Raw genomic sequence first — 24,900 nt, forward strand, 5'->3', positions numbered from 1 at the left:
GCTCGCGCCGGACGAGGCTGCCGTAGATGTGGCGCCAGTGGATCCCGTTCTGGCAGCCCGCGCTCTCGCTGCATAGCGGCGATGTCGATCTGCTGTTCGCTGGTCTATTGGTTGCAAGCGCGCTGGTGTTAGGGCTGCTGTTCTTTCTGCTGATGCTGTTTTGCGTGCGCTATCGCGCGGGCAACCAGACCGACCGCGATGACCGCGTCGTCAAAAGCTGGCATTGGGAGGTCGGCTGGACCACCGCCTCGTTCATCTGCTTCCTCGGCCTCTTCGTCTGGGGGGCCAGCGTCTATTTCCAGATCTACAAGACACAGGCGGACGAGCATGACGTGTTCGTCGTCGCGAAACAGTGGATGTGGAAGACGCAGCATCCCGGCGGCCAGTCGGAAATCGACGCACTGCACATTCCGGTCAAGCGCCCCGTACGCCTCGTGATGGCGTCGCAGGATGTCATTCACAGTTTCTTCATCCCGGCCCTTCGGCTCAAGCATGATGTGGTCCCGGGCCGCTACCAGGACCTCGAGATCGAGGTGGACAAGCCGGGGCACTATCACCTGTTCTGCGCGGAATATTGCGGCACCGATCACTCCGGCATGATCGGCGAGATCGTGGCGATGGAGCCGGCCGATTTTTCCAACTGGCTGACGCAGCAGGCCCCATTAAGTCCGCTTGCGGATGAAGGAGGCGTCCTATTTCGCGAGCTCGGGTGCAGCGGCTGCCATGGCTATGGCAGCAAGGTCCGAGCACCACCGCTGGAAGGGTTGTACGGCAAGCCGGTGCCGCTGTCCGATGGCACCAGCGTGATCGCGGATGACAAGTACATCCGGGATTCCATCCTGCTGCCGCGCAGCCAGGTCGTCGCCAGCTATGAGCCGTTGATGCCTTCGTTCGAAGGAAAAGTCAGCGAGGACCAGCTCTTGCGACTCGTCCTCTACATCAAATCCCTCGCAGGACGCCAATCATGAGCGAGAAGAATTATCTTACCACCGACTACACCCTGAAATCCTGGTTCTTGACGACGGACCACAAGCGGATCGCGATCCTTTATTTTGCGAGCCTGATCTTCTTTTTCTTCATCGGCGGCGCCGCTGCCACCGCGATCCGGATCGAGCTCGCCACCCCGCAAGCCGACTTGGTCAGCTCGGACATCTACAACCGTCTGTTCACCATGCACGGCATCATCATGGTGTGGTTCTTTCTGATCCCGTCTATTCCCAACACACTCGGCAATTTCATTGTCCCGCTGATGATCGGCGCGCGCGACCTTGCCTTCCCGCGGCTTAATCTCATGAGCTGGTACATCTTCATGCTGGGTGGCTGTACCACGTTGTTTGCCATTTTCGCGGGCGGCGTCGATACCGGCTGGACCTTCTACACGCCGTTCTCCACGCTCTACTCCAACAGCTACGTGATCGTCGCGGCCGCAGGCGTCTTCATTGCCGGCTTCTCGTCGATCCTGACCGGGCTCAATTTCATTGTCACCATCCATCGCCTGCGCGCCCCCGGGCTGACCTGGTATCGCCTGCCACTGTTCCTGTGGTCGCTCTATGCGACCTCCGTTATCTTGGTGCTGGCGACACCGGTGCTCGCCATCACCCTGATTCTCATTGCGACCGAACGCTTCTTCGGCGTCGGCATTTTCGATCCCAGGATCGGGGGTGATCCGCTGCTGTTCCAGCACCTGTTCTGGTTCTACTCGCATCCCGCGGTCTACATCATGATCCTGCCGGGCATGGGGGTGATCAACGAGTTGGTCTCCTGCTACTCGCGAAAGCAGGTGTTCGGCTACAAATTCGTCGCCTGGGCGAGCCTCGCCATCGCCGCGGTCGGCTTCCTGGTGTGGGGTCACCACATGTTCGTCAGTGGCCAATCGCTGGTCGCAAGCCTCGTCTTCTCCTTCATGAGCTTCATCGTCGCCGTACCCTCCGCCATCAAGGTCTTCAACTGGACTGCGACCCTGCACAAGGGCTCGATCCATTTCGACGCGCCCATGCTCTATGCGCTGGCGTTCATCGGCCTGTTCACGATTGGCGGCCTCACGGGTCTCTTCCTCGCCTGCCTCGCCTTTGATGTGCACGCGACCGATACCTATTTCGTCGTGGCACACTTCCACTACATCATGGTCGGCGGCATGGTGACGGCCTATTTCGGCGGACTGCACTATTGGTGGCCGAAGATGACCGGCCGGCACTATTCAGAATATTGGGCGCGTACGGCCGCCGTGTTGATCTTCTTCGGTTTCAATCTCACGTTCTTCCCGCAGTTCATTCTCGGGGCCGAAGGCATGCCGCGGCGCTATCACGTCTATCCGCCGGAGTTTCAGGTCTGGAACGTGCTGTCATCCGGAGGCGCAGCGATCCTCGCCGTTGCTTATCTGATGCCGCTGCTTTACCTCGGCTATTCCGCGTTCTTCGGCGCCCGCGCATCGGCAAATCCCTGGAACGCGACTGGTCTCGAATGGCAGACGTCGTCGCCGCCGCCGGAGTTCAACTTCACGACGCAGCCCGTGGTGACGCGCGCGCCTTATCAATACAACGGGGACTTTCAGGCGGAGCCGCAAAATGCCTGAAAGCTTCGCCTTCGCGCCGCAATACGCCTCAATACCTCACCGCGATCACACCGCCGAACTCGGCATGTGGGTCTTCATCGCTACGGAAGTACTCCTGTTCGGCGGCCTGATCCTAACCTATTTCGTCTACCGGCACGCGTTCCCGGAGGACTTTGCCGAGGGCAGCCGTCGCACCGAGATCGTGATCGGAACGGCCAACACGGCCGTGCTCCTGACCTCGAGCTTCCTGGTCGCGTGGGCGGTCGAGATCTTCTCGCCTGACACCGCCAGGATCGTCACATGGCTACTCGTGGGTGCGGCCTGCCTTGGCCTGGCCTTCATCGTGCTCAAGGGGATCGAGTACAGCAAGGAGTATGATGAGCACCTCGTCCCGGGCGTCGACTTCCAGTTCGCCGGATCGCGCGCTAGTGGCGTCCAGCTCTTCTTCATCTTCTACTTCATCGCGACCGCGATCCACGCCCTGCACATGCTGATCGGGATTTGCCTGTTGATCACACTGGCGACCATCTGCCGGACGGCGCCGACGACGCGCCATCAAACGGCGTTGCGCAGCGGGGCGCTGTACTGGCACTTCGTCGACGCGATCTGGATATTCCTATTCGCGCTGATCTACCTGCCCGGGCGATCCTCCTCATGACGCAATGGCGACCACCACTTCCTCTCGTCGGTGCCTGGCTTGGCCTGCTGGCCTTGCTGGCATTAACCGTAACGCTCGCCTATGTGCCGCTCGGAACCGGCAATTCCGTCGTCGCCCTGAGCATCGGCACCATCAAAGCAGGACTCGTCGCCGCCATTTTCATGGAGCTGCGACATCGGAGCGGCCTCACGCTCATCTTCGCGGGTGCCGGGCTGTTCTGGCTCGGGATCCTTCTTTGGCTTGGCCTGATGGATTTCATGACCAGGACGTAAGGCCTAGTTGGTCCTGGCATCCAATCGCGCGCGCTCCTTCCTGACGTCGTCCTCGCTGACCGGCGGCGCCTTGCCCCAATGATTGCGGATATAGCTCGCCACTGCGGCGACTTGCTCGTCGTTCAATTGCCATCCGAAGGCTGGCATGGCCGGACCGGTCGGCTCGCGGTCGGTCGCAACGCTCAGTGCGCCCTGGAGGATCACCCGCAATACCGTCGTGGGGTCCTTCGTATTGACCGTGGCCGCCTCGGCGAGATTTGGGATGAGATTGGGAACGCCCGTCCCATCCGACTTGTGGCAGGCCGAGCAGAGATCCTGATAGATCGCGCCCCCGCCGTCAGCACCTTGGAATCAGCCGAGCTGTCGGCTGCGGGCTTTGGTCCGGAGACGTCCTTCATTAGACCGCCATCGCCTTGACGTCGTCGTCGCTCAGTTTCGACGTCGAGAGCTCGACCACCTCGCCCATCAAGCCGGCCGCGGCGGCAAAGCGGTTATGGCCGGTCTTGAGATATTGCGCGACGTCGTCGGCTGACCATTGCGCGAGCGGCCCCTGACCGCTGGTGATATCGGGCGCGACCCAGCCTTGGAGCGCATAGCCCCGCAAGGGCTTTGAGGCCTCGTCTCCGCCCAGGAGGGTCTTTGGCGTGTGACAGGCGCCGCAATGTCCGGGGCCCTGGACCATATACGCTCCGCGATTCCACTCCTTCGACTTCGATGGCTCGTTCTTGAAGGTGCCCGGCTTGAAGTAGAGCTTGTCCCAGACCGTCATTGCCGTCCTATGGTTAGGCGGGAACGGCAGTTGATCGACGGCCACCGCATTGTGGACCGGCTCGACCGTCGACAGATAGGCGCGGATGTCCTTCACGTCCTCCCGCGTCATCCTCGCGAAGTAGGGAAATGGCATCGCCGGGTACAGCCGCTTTCCGTCGCGTCGGCGCCCATCGCGCACGGCTGCGTTGAACTCCTCGTCGCTCCAGGCACCGATCCCGGTCTCACGGTCCGGCGTGATGTTGGGGGCGACCAGCACCCCGAACGGCGTTTCGATCGGCCTGCCGCCACCGAACGGGTGATCGCTGCCGGGGACGGTATGGCAGCTTCCGCAATCTGCGGCGTCGGCGAGATAGTGCCCGCGCTCGACGGCGGCGAAATCCTGCAAGCTCGCACTCGTGGCCTTGCCCGCGCCGGCGCCAAGCGCGAGTGCGGCCAATGCGAACTGTGCGGATCTACGCATTGATCAACTGCCGAGGATTCTTGAGATACTTTGAGCGGATCGCGTCGGCCGCCCAATAGGCGAGCGCAGCGACCGTTCCGGTGGGGTTGTAGCCGGCATTCTGCGGAAACGCGCTGGCGCCGAGCACGAACAGGTTCGTCACGTCCCAGCTCTGGAGGTAACGATTAAGCGCACTAGTGTTAGGATCACTGCCCATCACCGCTCCGCCGCAGAGATGCGTGGTCTGATGCTTGGTGATGTCATACGGTGCCTTGCGATCTTCCTTGTGGACCTGTTTTGCGCCCATTGCCTGAAAGATCTCGGCGAACTTGTCGGTCAGGAATTTGTTCTGCTTGATCTCGTTGTCATGGAAATCCATGGTGATCCGGACCAGCGGCCGGTTGAAGCGATCCTTGTAGGTGGGATCGAGATCGACATAGACATCACAGTAGCTGTACATGCTGCCATGGACGCCGGTGCCGGGCTTGATCGCGCTCTGATAGTTTTCCTTGACCGCCTTCTTCCATTCGCGCCCCACAACGGCGTTCCCGGCAGAAGGGTGTGGTTTCGATCGGCCGGCCATTGGTCTGCACCTGTCCCACTAACCGCCGCCGACGAACCCATGCGGACCATGGTCGAAATTGTCGCCGTTGAACTCGTCGATGCACATTCCGATCGCGCCGGAGGCGATGAAAGGATTGAAGATGAACTTCGCAGGATCGAAGGACGTCTGAGACGGTCTGGTGCGTGAAATTGCGGCCGATCACGCCGGTATTGGGCGCGGGATCGTAGGCCTTTCCGATGCCCGACATCAGCAGAAGCTGGATGTTGAAAATCGTATAGGCGGAGAGCAAAACGAGATCGGCCGGCTGCTCCCACTCATCGCCCGCGGCATCGACAAACGTCTCGCCTGTGGCGCGCTTGCCGGAGCTGTCGAGATTGATCCGCGTGACCCCGCTGTTGTCGCGTGCCGCAAAGTTGGATTTGCGGACCAGCGCCGGCAGGATGGTGGTTTGCGGCGAGGCCTTTGAGTAGTTGCCGCAACCGAACCACTCGCAGAACCCGCAATAGGTGCATGGTCCCAGTCGAACGCCCAATGGATTTTGATATGGTCGCGACATGTTGCCGGAGGATTGCGGAAACGGCTTGTAGCCGATGTCGCGCGCCGCCTTGGCAAAGAGCGTGTGGCTGAACGGCTGATCCTGCGGCGGATTGGGATAGGGACGCGAACGCGGCCCTTCGAACGGATTGCCCCCCTCCATGATCGTGCCCTTGATGTTGCCGGCTTGGCCGGACGTGCCGCAGAGATATTCGAACCGGTCGTAATGCGGCTCGAGCTCGTCATAGGTCACGTCCCAGTCCTGGTCGTCATACCCTCGGGCAGGAAGCTTGTGCCGTAGCGCTCGGTCAGGTGGGTCTTCAGCACGAAATCCGACGGCAGGAAAGCGCCAGGTCTCGGCGTTCCAGTGCACCCCTCCCCCGCCAACGCCGTTCGGCGGCATGAATGCGCCCCAGCTCCGGATCGGCAGAGCCGTTTGGCTCATCTTGTTGCGGAAGGTGAAGGTGGTCTGGCGGGGACTGAGAAACAGCTCGTGGCGAATCCGGAACCGCAGCTCATCCGCTGCGTAGCCCGGCGGATAGTCCGTCGCCGCATTGCGCCAGGGGCCGCGCTCGATCGCGATCACATCGAGTCCGGCGTCGGCAAGCTCGTAAGCCATGATCGATCCGGTTCAGCCGAGCCCGATGATAACGACGTCCTTTGGCGGAGCTTGCGGTCCATATGTCACGCTCACGATTTTGCGGGAGTCCAGTCGGAGCGGCCCACAATGCTCACTGGCGGATGCGGATAGCGCTCGTTTGGCGATTGACCCAGTCGCGATAGTCGTAGCGGATGCCGGGAAAGCCGATCATCTTCCAACCGACCATATCGCGATTGCCGCCGTGAATGGGGTCGGCGAAGAAGCCTTCCGGGACATCCTTCAACAGCGCAGAGAAAAATCCCTGCGCATCGACAGTCTCGAACTTAACCTCGCCGGACTCGATCTTGCCAAGGACATCATCCTGCTCGGTGGCACCGAGCTCCGCAAAGGTCTTGCCGCCGAACGTCGACCTGCAATGCTTGTCGAGCGCGGCGAGACTCTTGCGGTAGAGCTCGGCATGGGTCAGCGCCGACTGCGGCCCCTGCTCCTTGGTGCCTTTGGCGTGGGGGCCAAGCATGTAGAGGCTCTGGTTGGAGCCGTACGGCCCCTTGAGCTGACGATCGATGAAGACGGCGGAATCCGCAAGCTTGCCGCCTGGCGTCTCCGGGTCCGGCGGAATAATGCGGTCGACGATCGCTTCCATCGCGCGGGCTTCATCGAGGGTGAAGAACTGCCATGGTCCCGGCCGCACGATCTCAGCGCCGAGTTATGGGGAGCCCAAGGGAAACGATTGTGGATGACGGTTGCGCGCGTCAGCGATGTCGTACTGACCAGCCAGGTCGCGAGTGAGACCAGAAACGCCCGTCGCCGCATGGGGGAGATCCATCGAACCGCTGCGGCAACGTGACCAGGGTTTGTAGGTTCCTACGGCGCATTTGATCGGACCTCGACCCCTCAGTCGCAACCTTGGGGTCGGGGTCCCTGATTTGCCGAGCGCGGCTAGGCGAGGGACGCCACTTGCGAGCGGGACTTTGGAACAAACGCATTCAGCCCATGTTGGTCGGCGAGAACCAACCCGACGCGTGTGCGCGCGGCAAGGCTTGAGAGGACATGACGATGAAACACACTATGATTGTCTTGGGCTGTATTCTGCTGGCGGGCCCGGCGCTCGCTCAATCGGTCGGTGAAAAGACTGGCATCAACTCCGCGCTCGGGGTTGCGCCAACAACGGCCGACTTCGTCAAGGAGGTCGCCATCAGCGACATGTTCGAGATCGAGTCCAGCAAGCTTGCCGAGCAGAAGGGCAATGCGCAGGAGAAAACATTCGCGCAGCAGATGGTGACCGATCACACCAAGACCAGCAACGATCTGAAGGGACTGGTCAGCAGCGGCAAGGTCAAGGCCGAACTGCCGACAGCAATCGACAGCTCCCACCAGAGCAAGCTGGACAAGCTGAAAGCCGCCTCAGGCAAGGATTTCAGCTCCGACTTCGACTCCGATCAGGTCAGCGCCCACAAGGACGCGGTGTCCCTGTTCGAACGCTACGCCAAGGGCGGCGACAATGCCGATCTCAAGGATTGGGCTGGCAAGACGGTCCCTGCCCTCAAGCACCACCTCGAGATGGCACAGGAACTCGGCAAGGCGCCAAGCGTCGGACAATCGAAGAAGTAATCCTGCTGTCGGACGACGGCACTCGGCACTTTTCTGCCAATGGCAGCGATGCAGCTCCGGCCGTTGCGGGCTCGACGTGCGGAGATTCTTTGTGAAGTCCAGACACGCATTCTCGCGCCAGACTCTGATCGGCGCGGCCGGAGCTTCCCTCTCCGCCCCCGTCGCGAAAGGAATGAGCCCATGGTAGAGCAAGACCTCATCGATCCAACCAGCCGATATCCGAAGCCTCCGTTCAAGCGGCAATCGCAGCCTTGGCCTGGATTGGCGGGCCAGATGGAGCCGCGGCCCGATCATGGCGAGACCAGCTATAAGGGCTCTGGCCGATTGTTGGGCCGCAAAGCGCTCATCACCGGCGGCGACTCCGGCATGGGCAGAGCGGCCGCCATCGCTTTCGCGCGGGAAGGTGCCGACGTTGCCATCAACTACTTCCCGACCGAAGAGCCTGACGCGCAGGACGTGATCGCCATCATCAGAAAGGAAGGACGAAACGGAGTCGCGATCCCGGGCGATCTGCGGGACGAAGCGTTTTGCAAAAGGCTTGTCCAGCAGGCCATAAAGGAACTTGGCGGCCTCGATATCGTTGTCTCCAATGCTGCCAGGCAGCAATCACGCGAATCGATCCTCGACATCTCTTCCGAGGATTTCGACGCGACGATGAAAACCAACATCTATGCGCCATTCTGGATCATCAAGGCGGCTCTGCCCCATCTAAAAGCCGGCGCGTGCATCATCGGCACGGCCTCCGAGCAGGCTTACGATCCTTCACCGGAGCTGTATGATTACGCCCAGACCAAGGCTGCCACGACGAACTATGTGAAATCTCTCGCCAAGCAACTGGGCCCGAAGGGCATTCGCGTCAATGGCGTTGCGCCGGGGCCGATCTGGACCCCGCTTCAGGTGTCCGGTGGTGCATCGATGGAGAAGCTCGAAAAATTTGGCGACCAGACCCCGCTCTCCCGTCCCGGTCAGCCGGCCGAGCTCGCGTCAATTTACGTCCAGCTTGCAGCGGCGGATGCCAGCTACGCTACGGGCCAAATCTATGGTGCGGCGGGCGGATCGGGGCAACCGTAATAGCAGAAGCTCCACACAACGCTGCCCGCGTGGAGCTTCCTGACCAGGATTTCATCACTGACAAGGATGGCGTCGCCCATCGGGGCCGCGAAACCAGGTTCCGGGACGACAGGCAAAGTCGTTAGGACGGTAGTACGGCCGGTCGTATGCATACGAATTCCGGAACGGAGCGGTAGCGATCGCGCCAGCGGTGCCAATTGCTGCGCCGGCGATCCCTGCGGCCGCACCAGCTGCGGTCCCCACAGGTCCACCGCTATAGTGATGATAGCAGCGGTGCGCGTCGCAATAGTCGCGTGCCATCGCCGGCGACGTCGCGGTTGCCACGACTATTGCGGCGCCGGCGATCAGTCTTGATGTTTTCATTGGAGCCTCCATCGTCCAAAGCCTCGTGACCTCAACGACCAACGACGGACAGCGTTCCGCGCCTCATTGCGAGCAGTCCATGCGGCTGAAGGCGTTTCTCTCACTGCGATAGTCGTTGCTTCTCACGGACCGCCCGCCTGATGCTTGAGCTCCCCAGCTCGGCAGTTCGCGCCCTCCACTAGATGCTGATGAGAGCGATGCCGAGATCGGAACGCTTCTTGCGGCGAAGGTGAACCGCGGTTTCCGTGATCGTCACCTCGAGGGTCGGTTGAACCGATCCAGACAGGAGGTGACCGCCGCGGAGCGTGCCATCTTGCAAGCCCAGGACGGCATGCAGATGAAGGCTGGACTTGCCATCATCGCCTTGCGCCACATCGCCGAGCAGGCTCAGGACTTCGCATTGTTCATTGACCTCGATCGGCTTGTACTTCTTGGCGGCAAGGTCGAACCAGCCGACTTTTGCCTTTGAGAAGGCGCCGATCGCGGACACCGAAGCCCCGGTGACCTGCTCGCGATCGGCAAATTCGGTGATGGATTTGAATGCCTCCTCTTCCGGATCGAGAATCAGGATAAAGGTCCGCTCCGCGCCGGAGTTAATCGTCTTCGATTTCATGGGAAGTCCTGCTGTTGCGATTTCCACTATTTGCAATGCGTCATGCCGGATCTAATTGCGACTACGTGGCCGAGATCGGTATCTCCCCGCCCTCCATGAGTTCGGGCACGACATCCTTGAATAGACGCACCGGAACGGACTTTCCCGCAGGAACCTTGCTGCCTTGCGCATAGTGCCACAGTGGGATCAGCCCATTGCACTCCGGATAGTAGCTTGCAATGTTCCTGCGCGGAATGTCGTAGGGCACAACCTGGAGTTCGCTTAAGCTTCGTTCGACACCATCACCTGCTTCGGTCACCAGCGTGACGGTGTCTCCCGCTTTCAGGCCGTCCACCTCCATGTCGACCGGATTCATGAAGATGACGTAGCGGCTGCCCTGAACGCCACGAAAGCGGTCGTCTTCCGTGTAGATCGTCGTGTTGAACTGACCATCGGCGCGCATCGTCATCAACTCGTAGACGCCGTCGCGCTCCCGCGGCGGCGCGAAGGCCGCCTTGGGAACGGTGAAGTTCGCCTTGCCGTTGGGCGTCATCCATCTGCGCTCGCGGGCCGCAAGCGGTCGCGGAAACCCTCCGGGCTCGAACATACGCTTGTTGAAATCCTTGAACTGGTCGGGATAGGTGCGCTCGATGGCATCCCGCACCCTAGAATAGTCGGCCATCCAGGCGTCCCAATCGACCTTGGGATTGGGCTTGAGCGTCGCTCTCGCAATGCCGGCGATAATCGCCGGCTCCGACAAGGCGTGCTCGGCCACCGGCTTGCGCTGACCGCGCGAACCATGAATGCAGGCGGTGGAATCCTCCATCGACACGGCCTGCGCGCCGCTCGCCTGCTGGTCGATCTCGATCCGGCCGAGGCACGGCAGAAGATATGTGACCTCGCCCGGCACGATGTGGCTGCGATTGAGTTTTGTCGCAATCTGCACCGACAGGCGCAAACCGTACCATGCGGGCTCCATCAGGGATCGCTCGGGGACGGCACGCACAAAATTTCCGCCAAGGCTGACAAATCCGCGGACATCCCCCTTCAGGATGCCCTCGCAGGCGTCCACCGTCGACAGACCATCCCACCGCGGCGGCTCAAAACCGTAGAGTTCGGCGAGCTTGTCGAGCGGCACGAGCTTGGTCTTCTCGGAGATACCGACCGTCCGCTGACCCTGCACGTTCGAGTGCCCCCGGATGGGCGAAATGCCGGCGCCCGGCTTGCCGATATTGCCCCGCAACAGCAGCAGGTTCACAAGCATCTTGGTGGTCTCGACACCGTGCTTGTGCTGGGTGACGCCCATGCCGTAGTTAGCGATCACAGCCTTTGCCGCCATATACGTGTTTGCAGCCTCAAGCATCGCAGATCGCGAAAGCCCTGATGCCCTCTCGATCTCGCTCCATTCTTGCGCGCGGCAAAAGGCGGAAAACTCCTCAAAGCCCGCCGTGTGCTGCCGGATGAACTCGACGTCGATGAGACGCGGATTTCCATGCTCCCGCGCAAGGTCATCCGACTCGATAACCCATTTGCAGATCCCGACGATCGCCGCGGCATCGCCGCCGACCCGGACCTGATGATATTGCGTGCTGATCCGCGTGGCACCCGCGATCATCTGAAGGGGATTTTGCGGGTTGACGAAGCGCTCGAGACCCCGCTCGCGGAGCGGATTGAAAGTCACGATCGGCACGCCGCGCTGAGCGGCTTCCTGGAGCGGATGCAGCATGCGCGGCGCGTTGGTGGTCGTATTGTGCCCGAAGAAAAAGATACAATCGGTACTTTCGAAATCCTTTAACAGCACCGTGCCAACGGGGGATCCGATCACCTGCGGCAGCGCCACAGACGTCGTCTCGTGGCACATGTTCGAGCTGTCCGGAAAATTATTGGTACCGTACATCCGGCCGAACAACTGGTACATGTAGCTCGCTTCGAGTGACGCCCGGCCCGAAGTGTACATGACGACCGTACGCGGATCGAGCTTGTTCAGTTCCGCGCCGATTTCCCGGAACGCCTCGTTCCATCCAACCGGCACGTATTTGTCGCTGCTCGGATCGTAGCGCATCGGCGTCGTTAAACGCCCCTGCTCCTCCAATTGATGGTCGGACCATGTCCGCAGTTCAGCCAGCCTATGTTGCGCGAAGAACTCCGGCGTGACGGTCTTTCTTGTCACTTCCCAAGCCGTCGCCTTGGCGCCGTTCTCGCAGAATTCGAACGGATGCGGCTTTGCAGGCTTTGCCCAGGAACAGCTCACGCACATGAAGCCGCCGGGCTTGTTCTGCTTCAACAGGATCTCGCTGCCAAGAATCGCGACTTCTTCCTGCGTCAAAATATGGATGACGGCATTGAGCGATCCCCAGCCGCCGGCCGGAGCAACATAGTTTTCGACCTTAGCTTTTTGTCTCATGGCATGCCCTTTGACTGCAGCTCCCGAACGGAAAACATAAGAGGCGATTGCAAGTTCCTTTGCGTTCGGAACCTTGCTGCAGCTCGCGCGTCGACAAATCGTCGTAAGGACCAATATCATGCTCGGCTCCCAACCCGGCGGGCGCGATCGCATGTCCACGCCCGCAGCTACAGTCAGAATGCCTCGGCTCACATCAAGCTATACGTATGACGAGCGCACGGTGGCGGAGGAAAGTCCGGTCGCGCTCGTCTACGACGGAACGACGGTTGCAGTTCTCATGGTCACGCCCACGGATCTGACTGATCTCGCAGTCGGCTTCAGCCTGACGGAAGGGATCATCCAGGACATCGGCGAGATCGCGGAGCTAACGATAGCTCCGGCTCCCGACGGCATCGAACTGCGAATGTGGCTGCGGCCGAACGCCGGCCGCCTGCTAAAAGAACGACGACGTCGCCTGGTTGGGCCGACGGGTTGCGGCCTGTGTGGGATCGAAAGCTTGCGTGAGGCCAACCGGATTGCTCGACCGGTTCAGCAGGAAGTCTACCTCACGCCCGAACAGATCTGCGTTTCCATTGATACCCTGGCCGCATTGCAACTCCTTAATCACAAGACGCACGCCACACACGCCGCCGGATTTTTCCAGCCCGGCAGGAGAGACATGATCGTGCGCGAGGACGTCGGCCGCCACAATGCGCTCGACAAGCTTGCCGGCGCCCTTGCGGTGGAGGGAATATCGGGACCCGCTGGCGCCGTCATCCTCACGAGCCGGATATCGGTCGAGATGGTGCAAAAGACCGCCGCGATCGGCGCCGGCGTCATCATCGCAATTTCAGCGCCCACCGCGCTCGCAATACGGACGGCTGAGGCCAACGGCATCACGCTGGTCGGCATCGCCCGCGGACGCGAATTCGAGGTCTTCAGCCATTTCGCCAGAATTCTCTGATGTTATGCGCGCGAATATCTGGCCCGCATAGGCGCAATCGCTGCCCAGGCGCCCGGCGGTGCGCTCACGATCGAATGGCTGGCACGCCGGTCCGCCCGCGGACTGAGCCTATGGCACGGCCGTTCTCTTTGGCTCTAATCTGTCGGCAAAGGCCATCCACTCCGGAAGCGGCGCGCCGTCGCGGTGCCGACCACCCGCCACTGCTGCCGCCCAGGCGCTCACAGCCCCGAGCAGTGTGGCGGCGGCCACGGAGAACGCGAGAACGATCGTGCTGCGACGCGCATGAGTGATCGCCGTTTTCGAGCTCGCGATCGCCTGGTCGACCCGTCGCTCGGAGTCTCCGGCCGAAAGGCCCGTCAGCGCCTGGATCTGTTGCATCAGATGGGTCCGGTCATCTCCGTTCACACCGTTGTGGCTCGACGAGGTCATGAGAATCCGGCTCGCCTCGGCGCGCTCGGCGCTGATATCAGCATTCGCAGGTCGACGCGGCGAGCGCAATAGCCGATCGAGTTCGTAGCTCAGGAGCGGCTCGGCAACCGTACTGTTGACCATTGTCGTTGATGAAGAGGCGCGATTGACCGCGGCCGCGCTAACAATGCCTGCCAGCACAGCGCCAAGCAGAACCGCGAGCGCCCATGCCGCCAGCCCATGAAATCCGTCGCGCATTTCCCTTTCCGCACCACTAGTCGCATCGATGCCGCCGCGAACTCGCCCCGCAATATAGCCGCCTAGGCCAAAACTGACGATCGCCTGCAAGATCAAATAGAGGCCGGAGAGCAGCGACAGCGCGATCGACGCGTCTCGCCATGTTGGCGAGGCAGAGCTGACACCGAGACCGATGGTGACGCCAAAGGTCACAAGAATAAAGGTGAAAGCCGTCGCGACGAATCCGCCTGCGACGATAGGCGTCCATCGCAAATATCGCCCTTGATCGGGAATTGTCGGCGCTTCGTCTTCGATGAATGTGGGACCCTCGATGGTCATGATCAAAGTCCTCAGCGCAGACCGAAGAACGAAAGGATGGCCATAATCACGACGATTAGGCCGATCAGATAGATCAGCTGGTTCATTTCAGTCCTCCTCCAGTTCCTCCCCGACCGATAATTGCAGCTAGTTCGGAAGGTTCCAGTTTGGAGCTGACCGTGCCGCGCGCCAGATAGCGTTGTCTCAAGTTTCGTATGTCCCCAACGGCCCAAATCTACGTCCCGCCTTCCGTGGCAGGCTTCTTGATGAGCTTGCCTTCGTGCACTTCATGAGCAACGGCGCCTGTCCTGGCTTTTGCGCGGCGCGCAGATGACCCATTGCTTGCACCGTCTTCTTGGTTGCCCGAAACCTCGTCCCGTCGATGGGCTCCGCGCTCCTTGCGATTTTTATCAGGTGGTTTAGTTCGCATGTTTCCGCTCCGGATCGCCCCCCATCAATTCGCGGCGCTCGCCGCGCCGACCGCATTGGCCAATAGCTCTGCGATGTGCTTAGTCTTGCGGCCAGTGCCCTGCTCGATCTGCTCCCGACAACTGAACCCGTTCGCCAGGATGACCGTATCGGAGGCCGCGTTTCTGATCAGCGGCATCATGGCGCGTTCAGCCGCCGTGATGGACAGGTCATATTTTTCCCGCTCAAATCCGAACGCTCCGGCCATTCCGCAGCAGCCTGACTTCATGATCTGGTAGTCGAGCCCCAATTGGTCGAGAACGCGCTGCTCGGCTTGCGACTCCAGCACCGCATGGTGGTGGCAATGAAGCTGCACCAATGCCGCGCCTGAAGTCCGGCCGAGCTCCTCATGCGGAACGTGCCGATCGAGAAACTCCGTGAAGAACAGGGTCTGTTGCGAGAGGCGTTCGGCGTGCTCGCGCCCGGGAAAGAGACCTGGCAGCTCGTCACGGAACGCGCTGACACAAGCCGGCTCAAGGCCGACAATCGGCATACCCGCCCTCAAGGCCGGCGCGAGCGCAGCGAACGTGCGTTCCCAAAGCTTCTTGGCGCGATCCAGCATACCCCAGTCGTACAACGGCCGCCCGCAGCATAGAATGCGGTCGGGAATCGTCACGGTGTAACCAAGTGCCTCGAGAACCTCGGTGGCTGCAATTGCCGTTTGAGGCCTGAGATAGTTGTTGAATGTATCCGGCCACAACATAACGGTCTCGCCGCCTCTGCGCGTGCCCCGCTCCCGGAACCACTGCACGAACGACTGGCCTGCATACCTTGGTATCCTACGCTGCGGCGCAATCCCGCCAGCCCATTTCGCCGCCGCAGAAAGGCCCGGCCATTGGAAGACGGCATTGGCCAACCAGGGGGCGGAACTTGCCAGGCGCGACCATTCGTGGATCAGACCCATGGTGTAGGCTGCCCGCGGGCGCAATCGTCCCTTGTAATGATGCGCACGAAATTCGGCCTTGTAGGTCGCCATGTCCACCTGCACGGGGCAGTCGCTCTTGCAGCCTTTGCAGCCGAGGCAAAGATCGAGTGCGTCCTCCACCTCCGCGCTGCGCCATAGATCGTCGATCGGCCCGCCATGCAGCATCTCGAAAAGGAGGCGCGCGCGCCCGCGCGTCGAATGTTTCTCCTCGTTGGTCGCCATGTAGCTCGGGCACATGACGCCCTTCTCGCTGTCGCGACGACGGCAGGCGCCGACGCCCACGCAGCGGCGTGTCGCCTTCGCGAAACTATTGGAGTCCTCCCCGTAGGAAAAATACGTTGGCAGATCAGGCGGCTGATAGTTGGGTCCGATCCGCAAGTTCGATGTTGGCGGAAATGGATCGATCACCTTTCCCGGATTCATCTTTCCATTCGGATCCCAAATCGCCTTGAACTCGCGGAAGGCCTGCATAAGCTCGGGCCCGTACATTCTTTCCAAAAGGCTCGCGCGAGCCTGGCCGTCGCCGTGCTCGCCGGACAGTGTGCCGCCATAGCGCACGACGAGATCTGCGGCCTCATCGAGGAAACGCTGCCAGTTAGCTAGGCCGGCCTCCGTGCGCAGATCGAACGGCACGCGGCAATGCACAAGCCCATCGCCAAAGTGACCATAAACGGATGCGTCATAACCATGATTGCGATAGAGCGCCTTGAGCTCACGCAGATAGTGGCCGAGATTTTCCCTAGGGACCGCGCTGTCCTCCCATCCGGGATGGGTTTCTGGAAAGCCTGGCACGTGGGCGGTCGCCGCGAGCGCGGCTTCGCGAACTTCCCAGATCTTGGCCTGCTGCTTGGAATCAGCGACCAGCTTCGCTTCGTGACCGCGTCGGCTGAATTCCTCGGCCAACGGATTGGCTTTCGCTATTGCGTCATCGCTCGTCTCGGCGCCGAATTCCGCGATCAGCCATCCGCCTCCCGCTGGCAGCACCTTTACGTTTTCGGGATGAAGGTGCTTTCGCTTGACGAATTCGACAAGCAGCCGGTCAAAGCCTTCAAGTCCGATTGGCCCGTAGGGTAGCACGTCGGGCACCGCATCGGCTGCGCGGTAAACATCGTCAAACCCGATGATAACGAGCACGCGATGCCTTGGACTTGGCACCAGATTGAGCCTGGCACGCAGAACGATTGCGCATGTACCTTCGGTTCCAACGAGCGCTCGCGCGACGTTGAACCCGTGCTCCGGCATCAGCTCATCCAGATTCTCGTAGCCGGATACACGGCGCGGAATCTTCGGATATTTCGCCAGGATGAGATCGCGATAGCGCCAGCGAAATTCGTCCAACTGGCGGAAGATTTGCGCCCGTCGTCCACCCGAAGCCAGATGCTGCCGGAATTCCTCCTCTCCGGTCCGACCGACCTCAAGGCGAATGCCGTCATAGGTGAGAATGTCCATCGAGTCGATGTTATCTGAGGTACGGCCCGCCATCACCGAGTGGACGCCGCATGAATTGTTGCCGATCATGCCGCCAAGGGTGTTGTGGTCATGCGTCGCAGGATCCGGCCCGAAGGTGAGGTGATTGCGTTCGGCAGTTGCGCGCAGATTGTCCAGGATGCAGCCGGGCTCGACTTCCGCGATCCGCGAAACGGTATCGACGGCGATGACGCGATTGAGATATTTCGAGCAATCGATCAATACGGCGAAGTTGCAGCCTTGACCCGAGAGACTCGTCCCGCCGCCACGCATGACGATGGGAACATCGAACTTGCGACAGAGTTCGACAGTTCTGACGATGGCTGCGGCCGAACGCGGGATCACAACGCCGATTGGCACCTGCCGATAGTTCGACGCGTCGGTGGCGTACAGGGCCCGGTCGCCCGGGTCGAACCGCACTTCGCCATCCACGACGCTGGCAAGTTCACGCGCGAGCTGCTCATACTGTTCTGGAGGCGGACCGGTAGTTTGCTCGCCGATGATCCGGCCGTCCGGCGCCCGCTCGATACGGCGTTGTGAAGCGCGCGCCTTGCTATGGTCGACTTCAAGAATGTGGCTCATCAAGTCTCCTCTGCCGCATGAACGCGCGGTTAAATCGCGGGCAAGTGGAGCTCTCGACCGCGAATGCGGCGCGAGAGCCGGTGCGCCTCGGCGCCACGGCGGCCTTTCACCTTTCCACGCGCCTCGCTCGCTTCGACGTTTTTACCGAAGCACCGCGAAGCGCTGTTCGGGCTACTCAGGTGATTTCACGGACAACGTCCGAGGCCACCGTCAGTGCGATTTTCCCACCCGCCGGCGTACCGCGCGCGAGCGACTCGGCAAAGTTCTTGATCTGCTTCAATGTCGCCTTCGGTGGCATTGGTGGCTCGTGCGGATCGACGACCGCCTCGACCAGGACTGGGCCACGCGTGTTCAGCGCCTGGCGCAGAACCTCGCGGCAGCGCTTCGGATCATCGACACTGAAGGCATTGACGCCAAAGCCGCGCGCCACGGCGACAAAGTCGATTGGCTGGAGCTCGCAAACGTATTCGGGATTGCCCAGAAATACCATCTGCTCCCATTTTATCTGACCAAGCGCGTTGTTCTTGATCACCACGATCTTCACGTCGAGGCCATACTTTGCGCAGGTCGCAAGTTCACCCATCAGCATGGTGAGGCCGCCGTCACCTACAAATGCAACGACCTGCCTACCCGGATAGGCAACCGCTGCGGCAATCGCGTATGGCAAGCCACAGGCCATGGTCGCAAGATTGCCCGAGCAGGAGAACATCATGTTTCCGCGCATCACGAGATGACGCGCGATCCAGGTCGTAATCGTTCCGGAGTCGGTTGACACGATTGCGTCGTCGGCAAGGAGCTTGTCGAGTTCGTATGCGACGACTTCCGGCTTCATCGGCTTGTCGTCACGTGTGCCCCGTTCGGTCATCAGCTCGCTCCATTCCTTCATGCCGACTTGGGCCGTTTCCAGGAAGGACCGATCGTCCCGGTAGTCCAGCCGGGGCAGAAGCGCCTGAAGCGCCTTGCCGGTGTCGCCGACCAGGCCTGCCGCAACTGGATAGCGCAGGCCTATCCGCATCGGATCGAGTTCGATTTGCACCGCCTGCGCCTGTCCCGGCTTGGGATAAAACTCGATGTACGGAAACGCGCTGCCAGCGATCAGCAGCGTGTCGCAGCCCTCCAGCGCCTCCTGCGCAGGCTTGGTGCCAAGCAGGCCAATGCCGCCCGCCGAGAACGGACTGTCGTCGGGAATCACCCCCTTGCCCAGCAATGGCTTGATGACAGGCGCCGCGAGACGCTCAGCCACAACCAAGACCTGGTCACGCGCCTCAAGCGCGCCGCGTCCAGCGAGAATGGCCGTTTTCTTGCCGGCATTGAGGATCGCAGCAGCACGGCCGAGCTGTTCGTCGCTCGGAGCCTGTGCAGAGCGGGCCATCAGGTCCGAAACGTGATGGGCGACGTTACGCTCCGACTTCTTGTCGGCGCTCACTGGTTGAGCCTGCATATCGACTGGCACTGTGACGTGCGAAACGCCGCGATAGGCGAGCGCGGAACGACAGGCCAGCTCCATGACATTCTCAACATGCTGAGGTCCCATGATGCGGCTGTTATAGACGCAGACATCCATGAAGAGCTTGTCCAGTTCCACATCCTGCTGGGTGAAGGTGTGAAGCAGGTCATGAAACTGGAGCCCCGTGATGGCGAGGACCGGCTGCCCATCGAGTTTGGCGTCATAGAGACCATTGAGAAGATGAATGCCGCCGGGGCCGGAGGTTGCAATGCATACGCCAAGCCGGCCGGTCCACTTTGCGTAGGCGCAGGCGTTGAACGCCGCAGCCTCTTCGTGACGTACCTGAATGAATTTGATCCGGTCCTGGCGTGTGCGCAGCGCTTCGATGATTCCGTTGATCCCATCACCGGGAAGGCCAAAAACAGTGTCCACGCCCCAGTCGAGCAGCTTCTCGACCAGGACGTCTGATGCAGTAGGAGATGCCATGGGACCTTATCCGCAATTTCAACGTCGCCCGTCGATGGAAGAACGGATCGTAGCCGAGAGCGTTCCTACCAACCTTCGACGGGGACGCCGATGTCTTTGATTCCATGGAACTCCCCGATGCCCCGCGCGGTTTGCTCGGCAGTGGCCTGATCGCCCCGCCGTCGCTTTACAAGCCAGCCAGGGAGGATGACGAGCCGGATGCCAGGTGAATTTCGAAACCGCACGGTTGTGATTACGGGGGCATCCGCCGGCGTGGGACGGGCCGCCGTTCATCGGTTTGCGCGAGCAGGCGCAAGGATCGGACTGATCGCCCGTGACGAGGCTGCCCTGACCGACGTGAAAGACGAGATCGAAAGGCTTGGTGGAAGTGGCTTTGTGGCGCCGGCGGACGTTGCGGATGCGGACCAGGTTTTTGCCGCGGCGGATGCCATTGCCCGGCAACTCGGACCGATCGACATCTGGATCAATGATGCGATGGTTACCGTCTTCTCGCCGGTCTGGGATCTGACGCCGGAAGAATTCCGTCGCGTCACCGATGTCACTTACCTTGGCGTTGTCCACGGCACGATGGCCGCGCTCCGCCACATGCGTCCGCGCAATCGCGGCTCAATCATTCAGGTCGGCTCGGCCCTGGCGTTTCGCGGCATCCCATTGCAGGCCGCCTATTGCGGCGCAAAGCACGCCATCCGCGGGTTCACGAATTCCCTTCGCACCGAACTCATCCATGCGCGCTCCCGCATCAGAATCACGATCGTGGAACTGCCGGCCGTCAATACACCGCAGTTCGATTGGGCACGCACCCATATGAAGCATCAACCCCGTCCGGTACCGCCGGTCGTTCAGCCGGAAGTGATCGCAGACGCGCTCTACCGAGCAGCCCTGCGCCCCGCGCGGGAATATTGGGTCGGCTCGAGCACGCTGGCCGTCGTCCTTGGAAACATGCTGGCTCCCGGTTTGTTCGATCGCTACGTCGCGGGAACGACCGTCAGCGGACAGCAGACCAGGAAGCCCGTCGCGCCTTATCGCAAGGACAATCTTTTGGAGCCAATCCGCGAACTGCATCGCACCCGTGGGAGCTTTGGAGACGAATCCCGAAGTAACGCGATTGTGGCTCGCGGCACTGTCGCCCGCATAGCACCGGTCGTTGCATGCGGGGCTGCCCTCCTGACGCTTGGCCTGCTGATCCGGTCTCATTCGCGCGGAACGTTGCGCACACGGTACAACTAGAGGCTCCGTCACGAACTCGCCCAGTGTGTGATCTGGGTGAAACCGCCAAGCGTCGCGCCATATACGACCTGGGCGATCAAGGTGCTCAAGGGTGTATGGTAGCCGTAGTTCATTGCGAGGAAACCAGGCGGCTCGAGCTGCCGGATCGAGCTCGCGGAATGGTATTCCGACGCCATCCGAGGATGCACGAACGGCAACAGAGGCAGCGCGCACGTCAGGAGAAACACGCCGTGCACAAAACCGGCGAGCGCTCCGAACCACCAAGTGTAAATCCGAACACTCGAAAACAGCAGGAAATAGATGAATGCAAACAGCCATCCGCCGATCACATAAACGGTGAACCCGGCGATCACTGCACGTCCACGCTGCCCCGTAAAAAAAGTACCGATCAGCAATGGCAGGCTCAGTCGCGAAAATCCGAGACCGCGGCTGGCCTCCAGAATAGACGTCATCACCAGGGTCGCGATCAGCGCCCATAGAGGCAAATACAAGGAAGATCCGTTCAGCGCGCTCACTGGCCGGCTCTCCGACGGGCCCGCTCGATTGCCAGTGCGGAATAGATCAGCCCGACATGGGTGAAGGCTTGAGGATAGTTGCCCAGCGCTCTTCCGGAACGAGGTTCTATCTCTTCACCAAACAGGCCGACGTCATTTGCAAATCCGCACAGACGATCGAAGCGTTGCACCGCTTCCTGAACAAAATCGCGCTCCGCCAGGTGAACGACCGCAAAGAAACTGACGATCCCGAAGGCGCCTTCCCTGCTGCTGAGACCATCATATCCCGGGCGATATCTATAGAGCAGGCCGTCGCAACCGAGTTCCTTCTCAAGCAGGTTGTAGGTTGAGACCATTCGCGAGTCTGATGCACGCGTGTAGCCGAAGCAAATGAGCAATAGCATCGCCGCATCGATCTCCGCTCCACCGAGCTCTGCTGTGTAACTGTTGAGCTCTGTGCTAAACCCTCGCGCTTCGATACATTCGGCGATTTCCGCACGCGTCCGGCGAAACCGGTTTTCGCGAGATCCAATATCGATCGCTCCCCGGTCGTGCAGGGACATCAGCCTGTCTAACGCCACCCAACACATGGCTTTTGAGAATGTATATGGGCGACGTGATCCCGGGATCTCCCACATGCCGTTATCCGGCTCTCGCCACCGCTTGCAGATCACGTCGCCGAAGCCGACGAGCATTCGCGCCTCCAATGGGCTCAGTTCACTGCCCGAGGCAGCAAAGATATGCGCGGCGGCGATCACCTGACCGTGTACATCAAGCTGAAGCTGCGTGATCGCGTCATTTCCGACGCGAACCGGGGCGGTGTTCAGATAGCCGGCGAGCCAATCAACGGTCCATTCTCGCAAATTTGAGCGTCCGTAGACGTCATAGAGGCTGTTCAGATTTGGTCGCGTCAGGCGCGTGGCGTGCAGCAACCAGCCCAGATATGCCGACGCCTCCTCATGAAAGCCCAAATCGACCAGCGAGCTCATGGTCAGTCCCGCGTCTCGAAGCCAGCAGTATCGATAATCCCAATTGCGCTCGCCACCGATCGCCTCCGGAACGGATGTGGTGGGTGCTGCGATAATCGCGCCGGAAAGGCAGAACGTCATCAGCTTGAGCATGATGGCACTTCTCAGCACAGCATCTCGCTCACGCCCCTGGAAATTGCAGGCCCTGCTCCAGTCGCGCCACCACGCGATCGTGTCATCGCAGCGAGCGTCGGCGTCAGGGCCGACCGGGGCGATTGTACCGACGTCGCGCTCGACATAAGAAATGCTGAAATACTGGCGCTCGCCCACTGTCGTGCGGAACGCTGCCTTCAGCATTGCTCCATCATAGAGCAGATCGACGTTGCTGTTGAGGAGGAGCAGCTCATCCGCGCATCCGCAGCGCCACACGGCGTCGGTCAGCTTACGGATCGGAGGTCGCGCGCGCCCATAGTGCGGTCGCGGCGCGAACTCGATGTCTAGGTCGACAGAGCCTGCGACGCCCTCAACAATGCGCAGAATCTCACGCATGGGTGAAAGGGACCCTACGCTGTCCGAGATCGGACAGAGGTCGATCAGCCGCACAATGCCGCTGTCCGTTGCAAACGTCGTTTCGAGCACGGCTGTCGCGTGCACATAGTGGCGTTCGACAACAAATGATGAATGTGGCTTGATGGAGAAGTGACCGGCGGCCGGGTCAAGCAGGCGGGCAAATGCACTCGGGCTGGAGAAGTTCGGCAAGCACAACCAATCGAGCGACCCCTCCCGCGAGATCAGGGCGGCCGTTCTGCAATCGCCAATAATGGCGTAGTCCTTGATTTCCGGTTGATGGATTTCTCCAGCACGTGACGTCTGCCGGTTCAATGTCGATCTCCGGCGCTTGATGTCGTTTGGACCAAGGCCTTGTGGTTCTGGCTCGGTTGCGCCAGGACGCCACATGATCCGTAAAAATTGACGCCGCCGAGCTACTTTGGTTCCCGACGTACGAGGCCCATGTGCGCGAGAAGATGCGGGCCAAGCTCGTCCACCCGGCTCACACCCAGCAGGCCCATCGCATCCAATGCCTCGATCTTGAGGATTTCGAGAGCGCGGACGGCACCTGCAGCCCCGGCAGCGCAAAGGCCGTACAGAGGTGCTCGCCCCACCCAAACCGCGTCGGTGCCCAGCGCGCAAGCCTTGAGCATATCGGTCCCTCGCCGGATGCCGCCTGACATATAAAGAGCCATCTTTTGGTCGACGATATCCCGCGCCACCGGCAGGAGATCGAGCGGCGAAATCGTCCAGTCCAGTTGGCGACCGCCATGGCTGCTCAGCACAACTCCATCCACGCCGCTGTCGAGCGCGCGGCGCACATCATCGGGACAGAGAATGCCCTTCAGGATGAAAGGCTTCTTCCAGCGCTCGCGTATTTTTGCGACCGTGTCCCAACCGAGCGAGGTCGGTTGATGCATCCGGATCCAGCTTGAGGCAGCGAAGAAGCTGCGCTGATCCCTGGGCACGAACTCGATGATGTTGGCAAAGTTCGGCAGCCCGTGCGACAGCGGATTTTCGGCAAACCAGAGCGGATGCGTGAGGCTTTCGAGGGCTGCCGACGCCGAAAGCCGCTTCTTCCCGATCTGATTGCGGCGCTGCCACTCGCGGTCACCGAATATCTGGGCGTTAGTCGTCAACACAAGAGCTTCGCACCCGACGCGTTCGGCACGGCGGAGGAGTTCCTGCCATATCTCATCGCCGCCGAAGACATAGAGCTGCCACCAGTGGCGTACGCCAGGTGCGGCGCGGGCCACCTGCTCCATCGTGTCGTTCGACATCGTGCTTTGGACAAATGGAACGTTCGCACGCAGCGCGGCCTGGGCCAGCGCGCTATCACCATGAGTGCGGAGGATGCCGTTGAGGCCAGTGGGTGAAACCACCAGCGGCATGGCGGCAGAGCGGCCAAGAATACCGGTCGCGAGCGTGCGACGAGAGACGTCGACCAGCGTCCTGGGCATGAAGCGCCAATCGGCAAAGGCATGCCGCTCACCAAACATCGCGGCCTCATCTTCTGCGCCGCCTTCGAGATATTCGAGTGCAAAGCGCGGTAGCCGCTTGTGGCTCATCGCGCGCAGATCGGAGATGGCAATCGCTCGCTGTGGGTTGAAGCCGGTGTAGTACCGCCGCGAGGGTGTATCATTGAGTTGCGCCAATTGCGTATGGCGATTTGGCTCGTGCCCGATCGGATCCCCCCGGCGCGCCAACGCGACGCCGGCAACGGCACCCGCGAAGCCTGCAAGAGCACACGCCAACAGGCGAGCGAGGTCATGATCCATGATGCGGTGGGGAACAAACCTGTCCAAAGCCTGCATTGGAGCCTCGATCACGCGCGTGCAGCCAAAGCGACCGAATGCGGGAAGATCCGTCGGCGCACTGACGCCGCCCATGATCTGTCGTCTTCGCGAACGCCGTGGCGAAGCCCCTTGCAATCGCCGCTCGGTCGAGGG

General features: G+C 61.0%; 21 protein-coding genes. 8 read left to right on the forward strand and 13 right to left on the reverse strand.

Going from position 1 to position 24,900, the window contains the following annotated elements; translation table 11 throughout:
- Window positions 1-26 precede the first annotated feature (26 nt).
- From coxB to MTX21_RS20500, 4 genes are read left to right on the forward strand one after another with little or no spacing between them, the layout of a single operon-like run.
- Window positions 27-968, forward strand: coding sequence for a cytochrome c oxidase subunit II (coxB, locus tag MTX21_RS20485; protein ID WP_280966518.1), 942 nt, complete (start codon window positions 27-29; stop codon window positions 966-968).
- Entirely contained in the window at window positions 965-2,572 is a 1,608-nt protein-coding gene (ctaD, locus tag MTX21_RS20490; RefSeq protein ID WP_280966519.1) for a cytochrome c oxidase subunit I, read from the forward strand. Before coxB ends, ctaD begins: the two co-directional genes overlap by 4 nt.
- Window positions 2,565-3,209, forward strand: a complete 645-nt coding sequence (locus tag MTX21_RS20495; RefSeq protein WP_280966520.1) for a cytochrome c oxidase subunit 3 — start codon at window positions 2,565-2,567, stop codon at window positions 3,207-3,209. Before ctaD ends, MTX21_RS20495 begins: the two co-directional genes overlap by 8 nt.
- Window positions 3,206-3,481 carry a cytochrome C oxidase subunit IV family protein gene (locus MTX21_RS20500; RefSeq protein WP_280966521.1) on the forward strand — a complete coding sequence of 92 codons (276 nt, stop codon included), beginning with the start codon at window positions 3,206-3,208 and terminating at the stop codon, window positions 3,479-3,481. Before MTX21_RS20495 ends, MTX21_RS20500 begins: the two co-directional genes overlap by 4 nt.
- Window positions 3,482-3,484: 3 nt before the next feature.
- Here the strand turns inward: MTX21_RS20500 and MTX21_RS20505 are convergent, their stop codons facing one another.
- The 5 genes from MTX21_RS20505 to MTX21_RS20525 form a co-directional block, all read right to left on the reverse strand.
- The gene (locus MTX21_RS20505; protein ID WP_280971117.1) at window positions 3,485-3,805 is read right to left on the reverse strand and encodes a cytochrome c; all 321 of its coding nucleotides are present in this window, start codon (window positions 3,803-3,805) and stop codon (window positions 3,485-3,487) included.
- Between the two features lie 73 nt (window positions 3,806-3,878).
- Window positions 3,879-4,712, reverse strand: a complete 834-nt coding sequence (locus MTX21_RS20510; protein ID WP_280966522.1) for a cytochrome c — start codon at window positions 4,710-4,712, stop codon at window positions 3,879-3,881.
- Window positions 4,705-5,229, reverse strand: a complete 525-nt coding sequence (locus tag MTX21_RS20515) for a GMC oxidoreductase (protein WP_280966523.1) — start codon at window positions 5,227-5,229, stop codon at window positions 4,705-4,707. Before MTX21_RS20515 ends, MTX21_RS20510 begins: the two co-directional genes overlap by 8 nt.
- Entirely contained in the window at window positions 5,135-6,193 is a 1,059-nt protein-coding gene (locus MTX21_RS20520) for a GMC family oxidoreductase N-terminal domain-containing protein (RefSeq protein ID WP_280966525.1), read from the reverse strand. The genes MTX21_RS20515 and MTX21_RS20520 overlap by 95 nt, the downstream gene beginning before the upstream one ends.
- A 328-nt stretch (window positions 6,194-6,521) precedes the next feature.
- Window positions 6,522-7,082 (reverse strand): gluconate 2-dehydrogenase subunit 3 family protein, encoded by a 561-nt coding sequence (locus MTX21_RS20525; protein WP_280966526.1) that lies wholly within the window; start codon window positions 7,080-7,082, stop codon window positions 6,522-6,524.
- 365 nt (window positions 7,083-7,447) lie between these two features.
- On the opposite strand from MTX21_RS20525, the gene MTX21_RS20530 reads away from it, so the two are divergent.
- A complete protein-coding gene (locus MTX21_RS20530) occupies window positions 7,448-8,002 on the forward strand; it encodes a DUF4142 domain-containing protein (RefSeq protein ID WP_280966527.1) in 555 nt (184 codons plus the stop codon).
- A gap of 180 nt (window positions 8,003-8,182) precedes the next feature.
- A complete protein-coding gene (locus MTX21_RS20535) occupies window positions 8,183-9,073 on the forward strand; it encodes an SDR family oxidoreductase (protein WP_280971118.1) in 891 nt (296 codons plus the stop codon).
- 541 nt (window positions 9,074-9,614) lie between these two features.
- Here the strand turns inward: MTX21_RS20535 and MTX21_RS20545 are convergent.
- Window positions 9,615-10,049, reverse strand: a complete 435-nt coding sequence (locus MTX21_RS20545) for a PPC domain-containing DNA-binding protein (protein ID WP_280966529.1) — start codon at window positions 10,047-10,049, stop codon at window positions 9,615-9,617.
- Between the two features lie 61 nt (window positions 10,050-10,110).
- Window positions 10,111-12,432 (reverse strand): FdhF/YdeP family oxidoreductase, encoded by a 2,322-nt coding sequence (locus tag MTX21_RS20550; RefSeq protein WP_280966530.1) that lies wholly within the window; start codon window positions 12,430-12,432, stop codon window positions 10,111-10,113.
- Window positions 12,433-12,550: 118 nt separating this feature from the next.
- Here MTX21_RS20550 and fdhD point away from each other — a divergent pair, with 118 nt between their 5' ends.
- A complete protein-coding gene (fdhD, locus tag MTX21_RS20555; RefSeq protein WP_280966531.1) occupies window positions 12,551-13,375 on the forward strand; it encodes a formate dehydrogenase accessory sulfurtransferase FdhD in 825 nt (274 codons plus the stop codon).
- Window positions 13,376-13,483: 108 nt separating this feature from the next.
- Here fdhD and MTX21_RS20560 read toward each other — a convergent pair whose 3' ends face one another.
- From MTX21_RS20560 to MTX21_RS20570, 3 genes are all read right to left on the reverse strand, one after another.
- Entirely contained in the window at window positions 13,484-14,359 is an 876-nt protein-coding gene (locus tag MTX21_RS20560; protein WP_280966532.1) for a hypothetical protein, read from the reverse strand.
- Window positions 14,360-14,792: 433 nt separating this feature from the next.
- Window positions 14,793-17,780, reverse strand: coding sequence for an FAD-binding and (Fe-S)-binding domain-containing protein (locus MTX21_RS20565; protein ID WP_280966533.1), 2,988 nt, complete (start codon window positions 17,778-17,780; stop codon window positions 14,793-14,795).
- A gap of 175 nt (window positions 17,781-17,955) precedes the next feature.
- Window positions 17,956-19,713 (reverse strand): thiamine pyrophosphate-dependent enzyme, encoded by a 1,758-nt coding sequence (locus tag MTX21_RS20570; protein WP_280966534.1) that lies wholly within the window; start codon window positions 19,711-19,713, stop codon window positions 17,956-17,958.
- Between the two features lie 198 nt (window positions 19,714-19,911).
- On the opposite strand from MTX21_RS20570, the gene MTX21_RS20575 reads away from it, so the two are divergent.
- Window positions 19,912-20,940 carry an SDR family oxidoreductase gene (locus MTX21_RS20575; RefSeq protein ID WP_280971119.1) on the forward strand — a complete coding sequence of 343 codons (1,029 nt, stop codon included), beginning with the start codon at window positions 19,912-19,914 and terminating at the stop codon, window positions 20,938-20,940.
- A gap of 8 nt (window positions 20,941-20,948) precedes the next feature.
- Here MTX21_RS20575 and MTX21_RS20580 read toward each other — a convergent pair whose 3' ends face one another.
- The 3 genes from MTX21_RS20580 to MTX21_RS20590 all read right to left on the reverse strand — a co-directional run bounded on the left by MTX21_RS20580 (window position 20,949) and on the right by MTX21_RS20590 (window position 24,840).
- Complete coding sequence (locus MTX21_RS20580; RefSeq protein ID WP_280966535.1) at window positions 20,949-21,455, reverse strand: hypothetical protein; 507 nt, start codon at window positions 21,453-21,455, stop codon at window positions 20,949-20,951.
- Window positions 21,452-23,284, reverse strand: coding sequence for a glycoside hydrolase family 15 protein (locus tag MTX21_RS20585; protein WP_280966536.1), 1,833 nt, complete (start codon window positions 23,282-23,284; stop codon window positions 21,452-21,454). The genes MTX21_RS20580 and MTX21_RS20585 overlap by 4 nt, the downstream gene beginning before the upstream one ends.
- A 101-nt stretch (window positions 23,285-23,385) precedes the next feature.
- Window positions 23,386-24,840: an alpha-hydroxy acid oxidase gene (locus tag MTX21_RS20590; protein ID WP_280966537.1), complete on the reverse strand. Its 1,455-nt coding sequence runs from the start codon at window positions 24,838-24,840 to the stop codon at window positions 23,386-23,388.
- Window positions 24,841-24,900: the final 60 nt, after the last annotated feature.

The organism is Bradyrhizobium sp. ISRA430 (genome assembly GCF_029909975.1).
Lineage (GTDB): Bacteria > Pseudomonadota > Alphaproteobacteria > Rhizobiales > Xanthobacteraceae > Bradyrhizobium.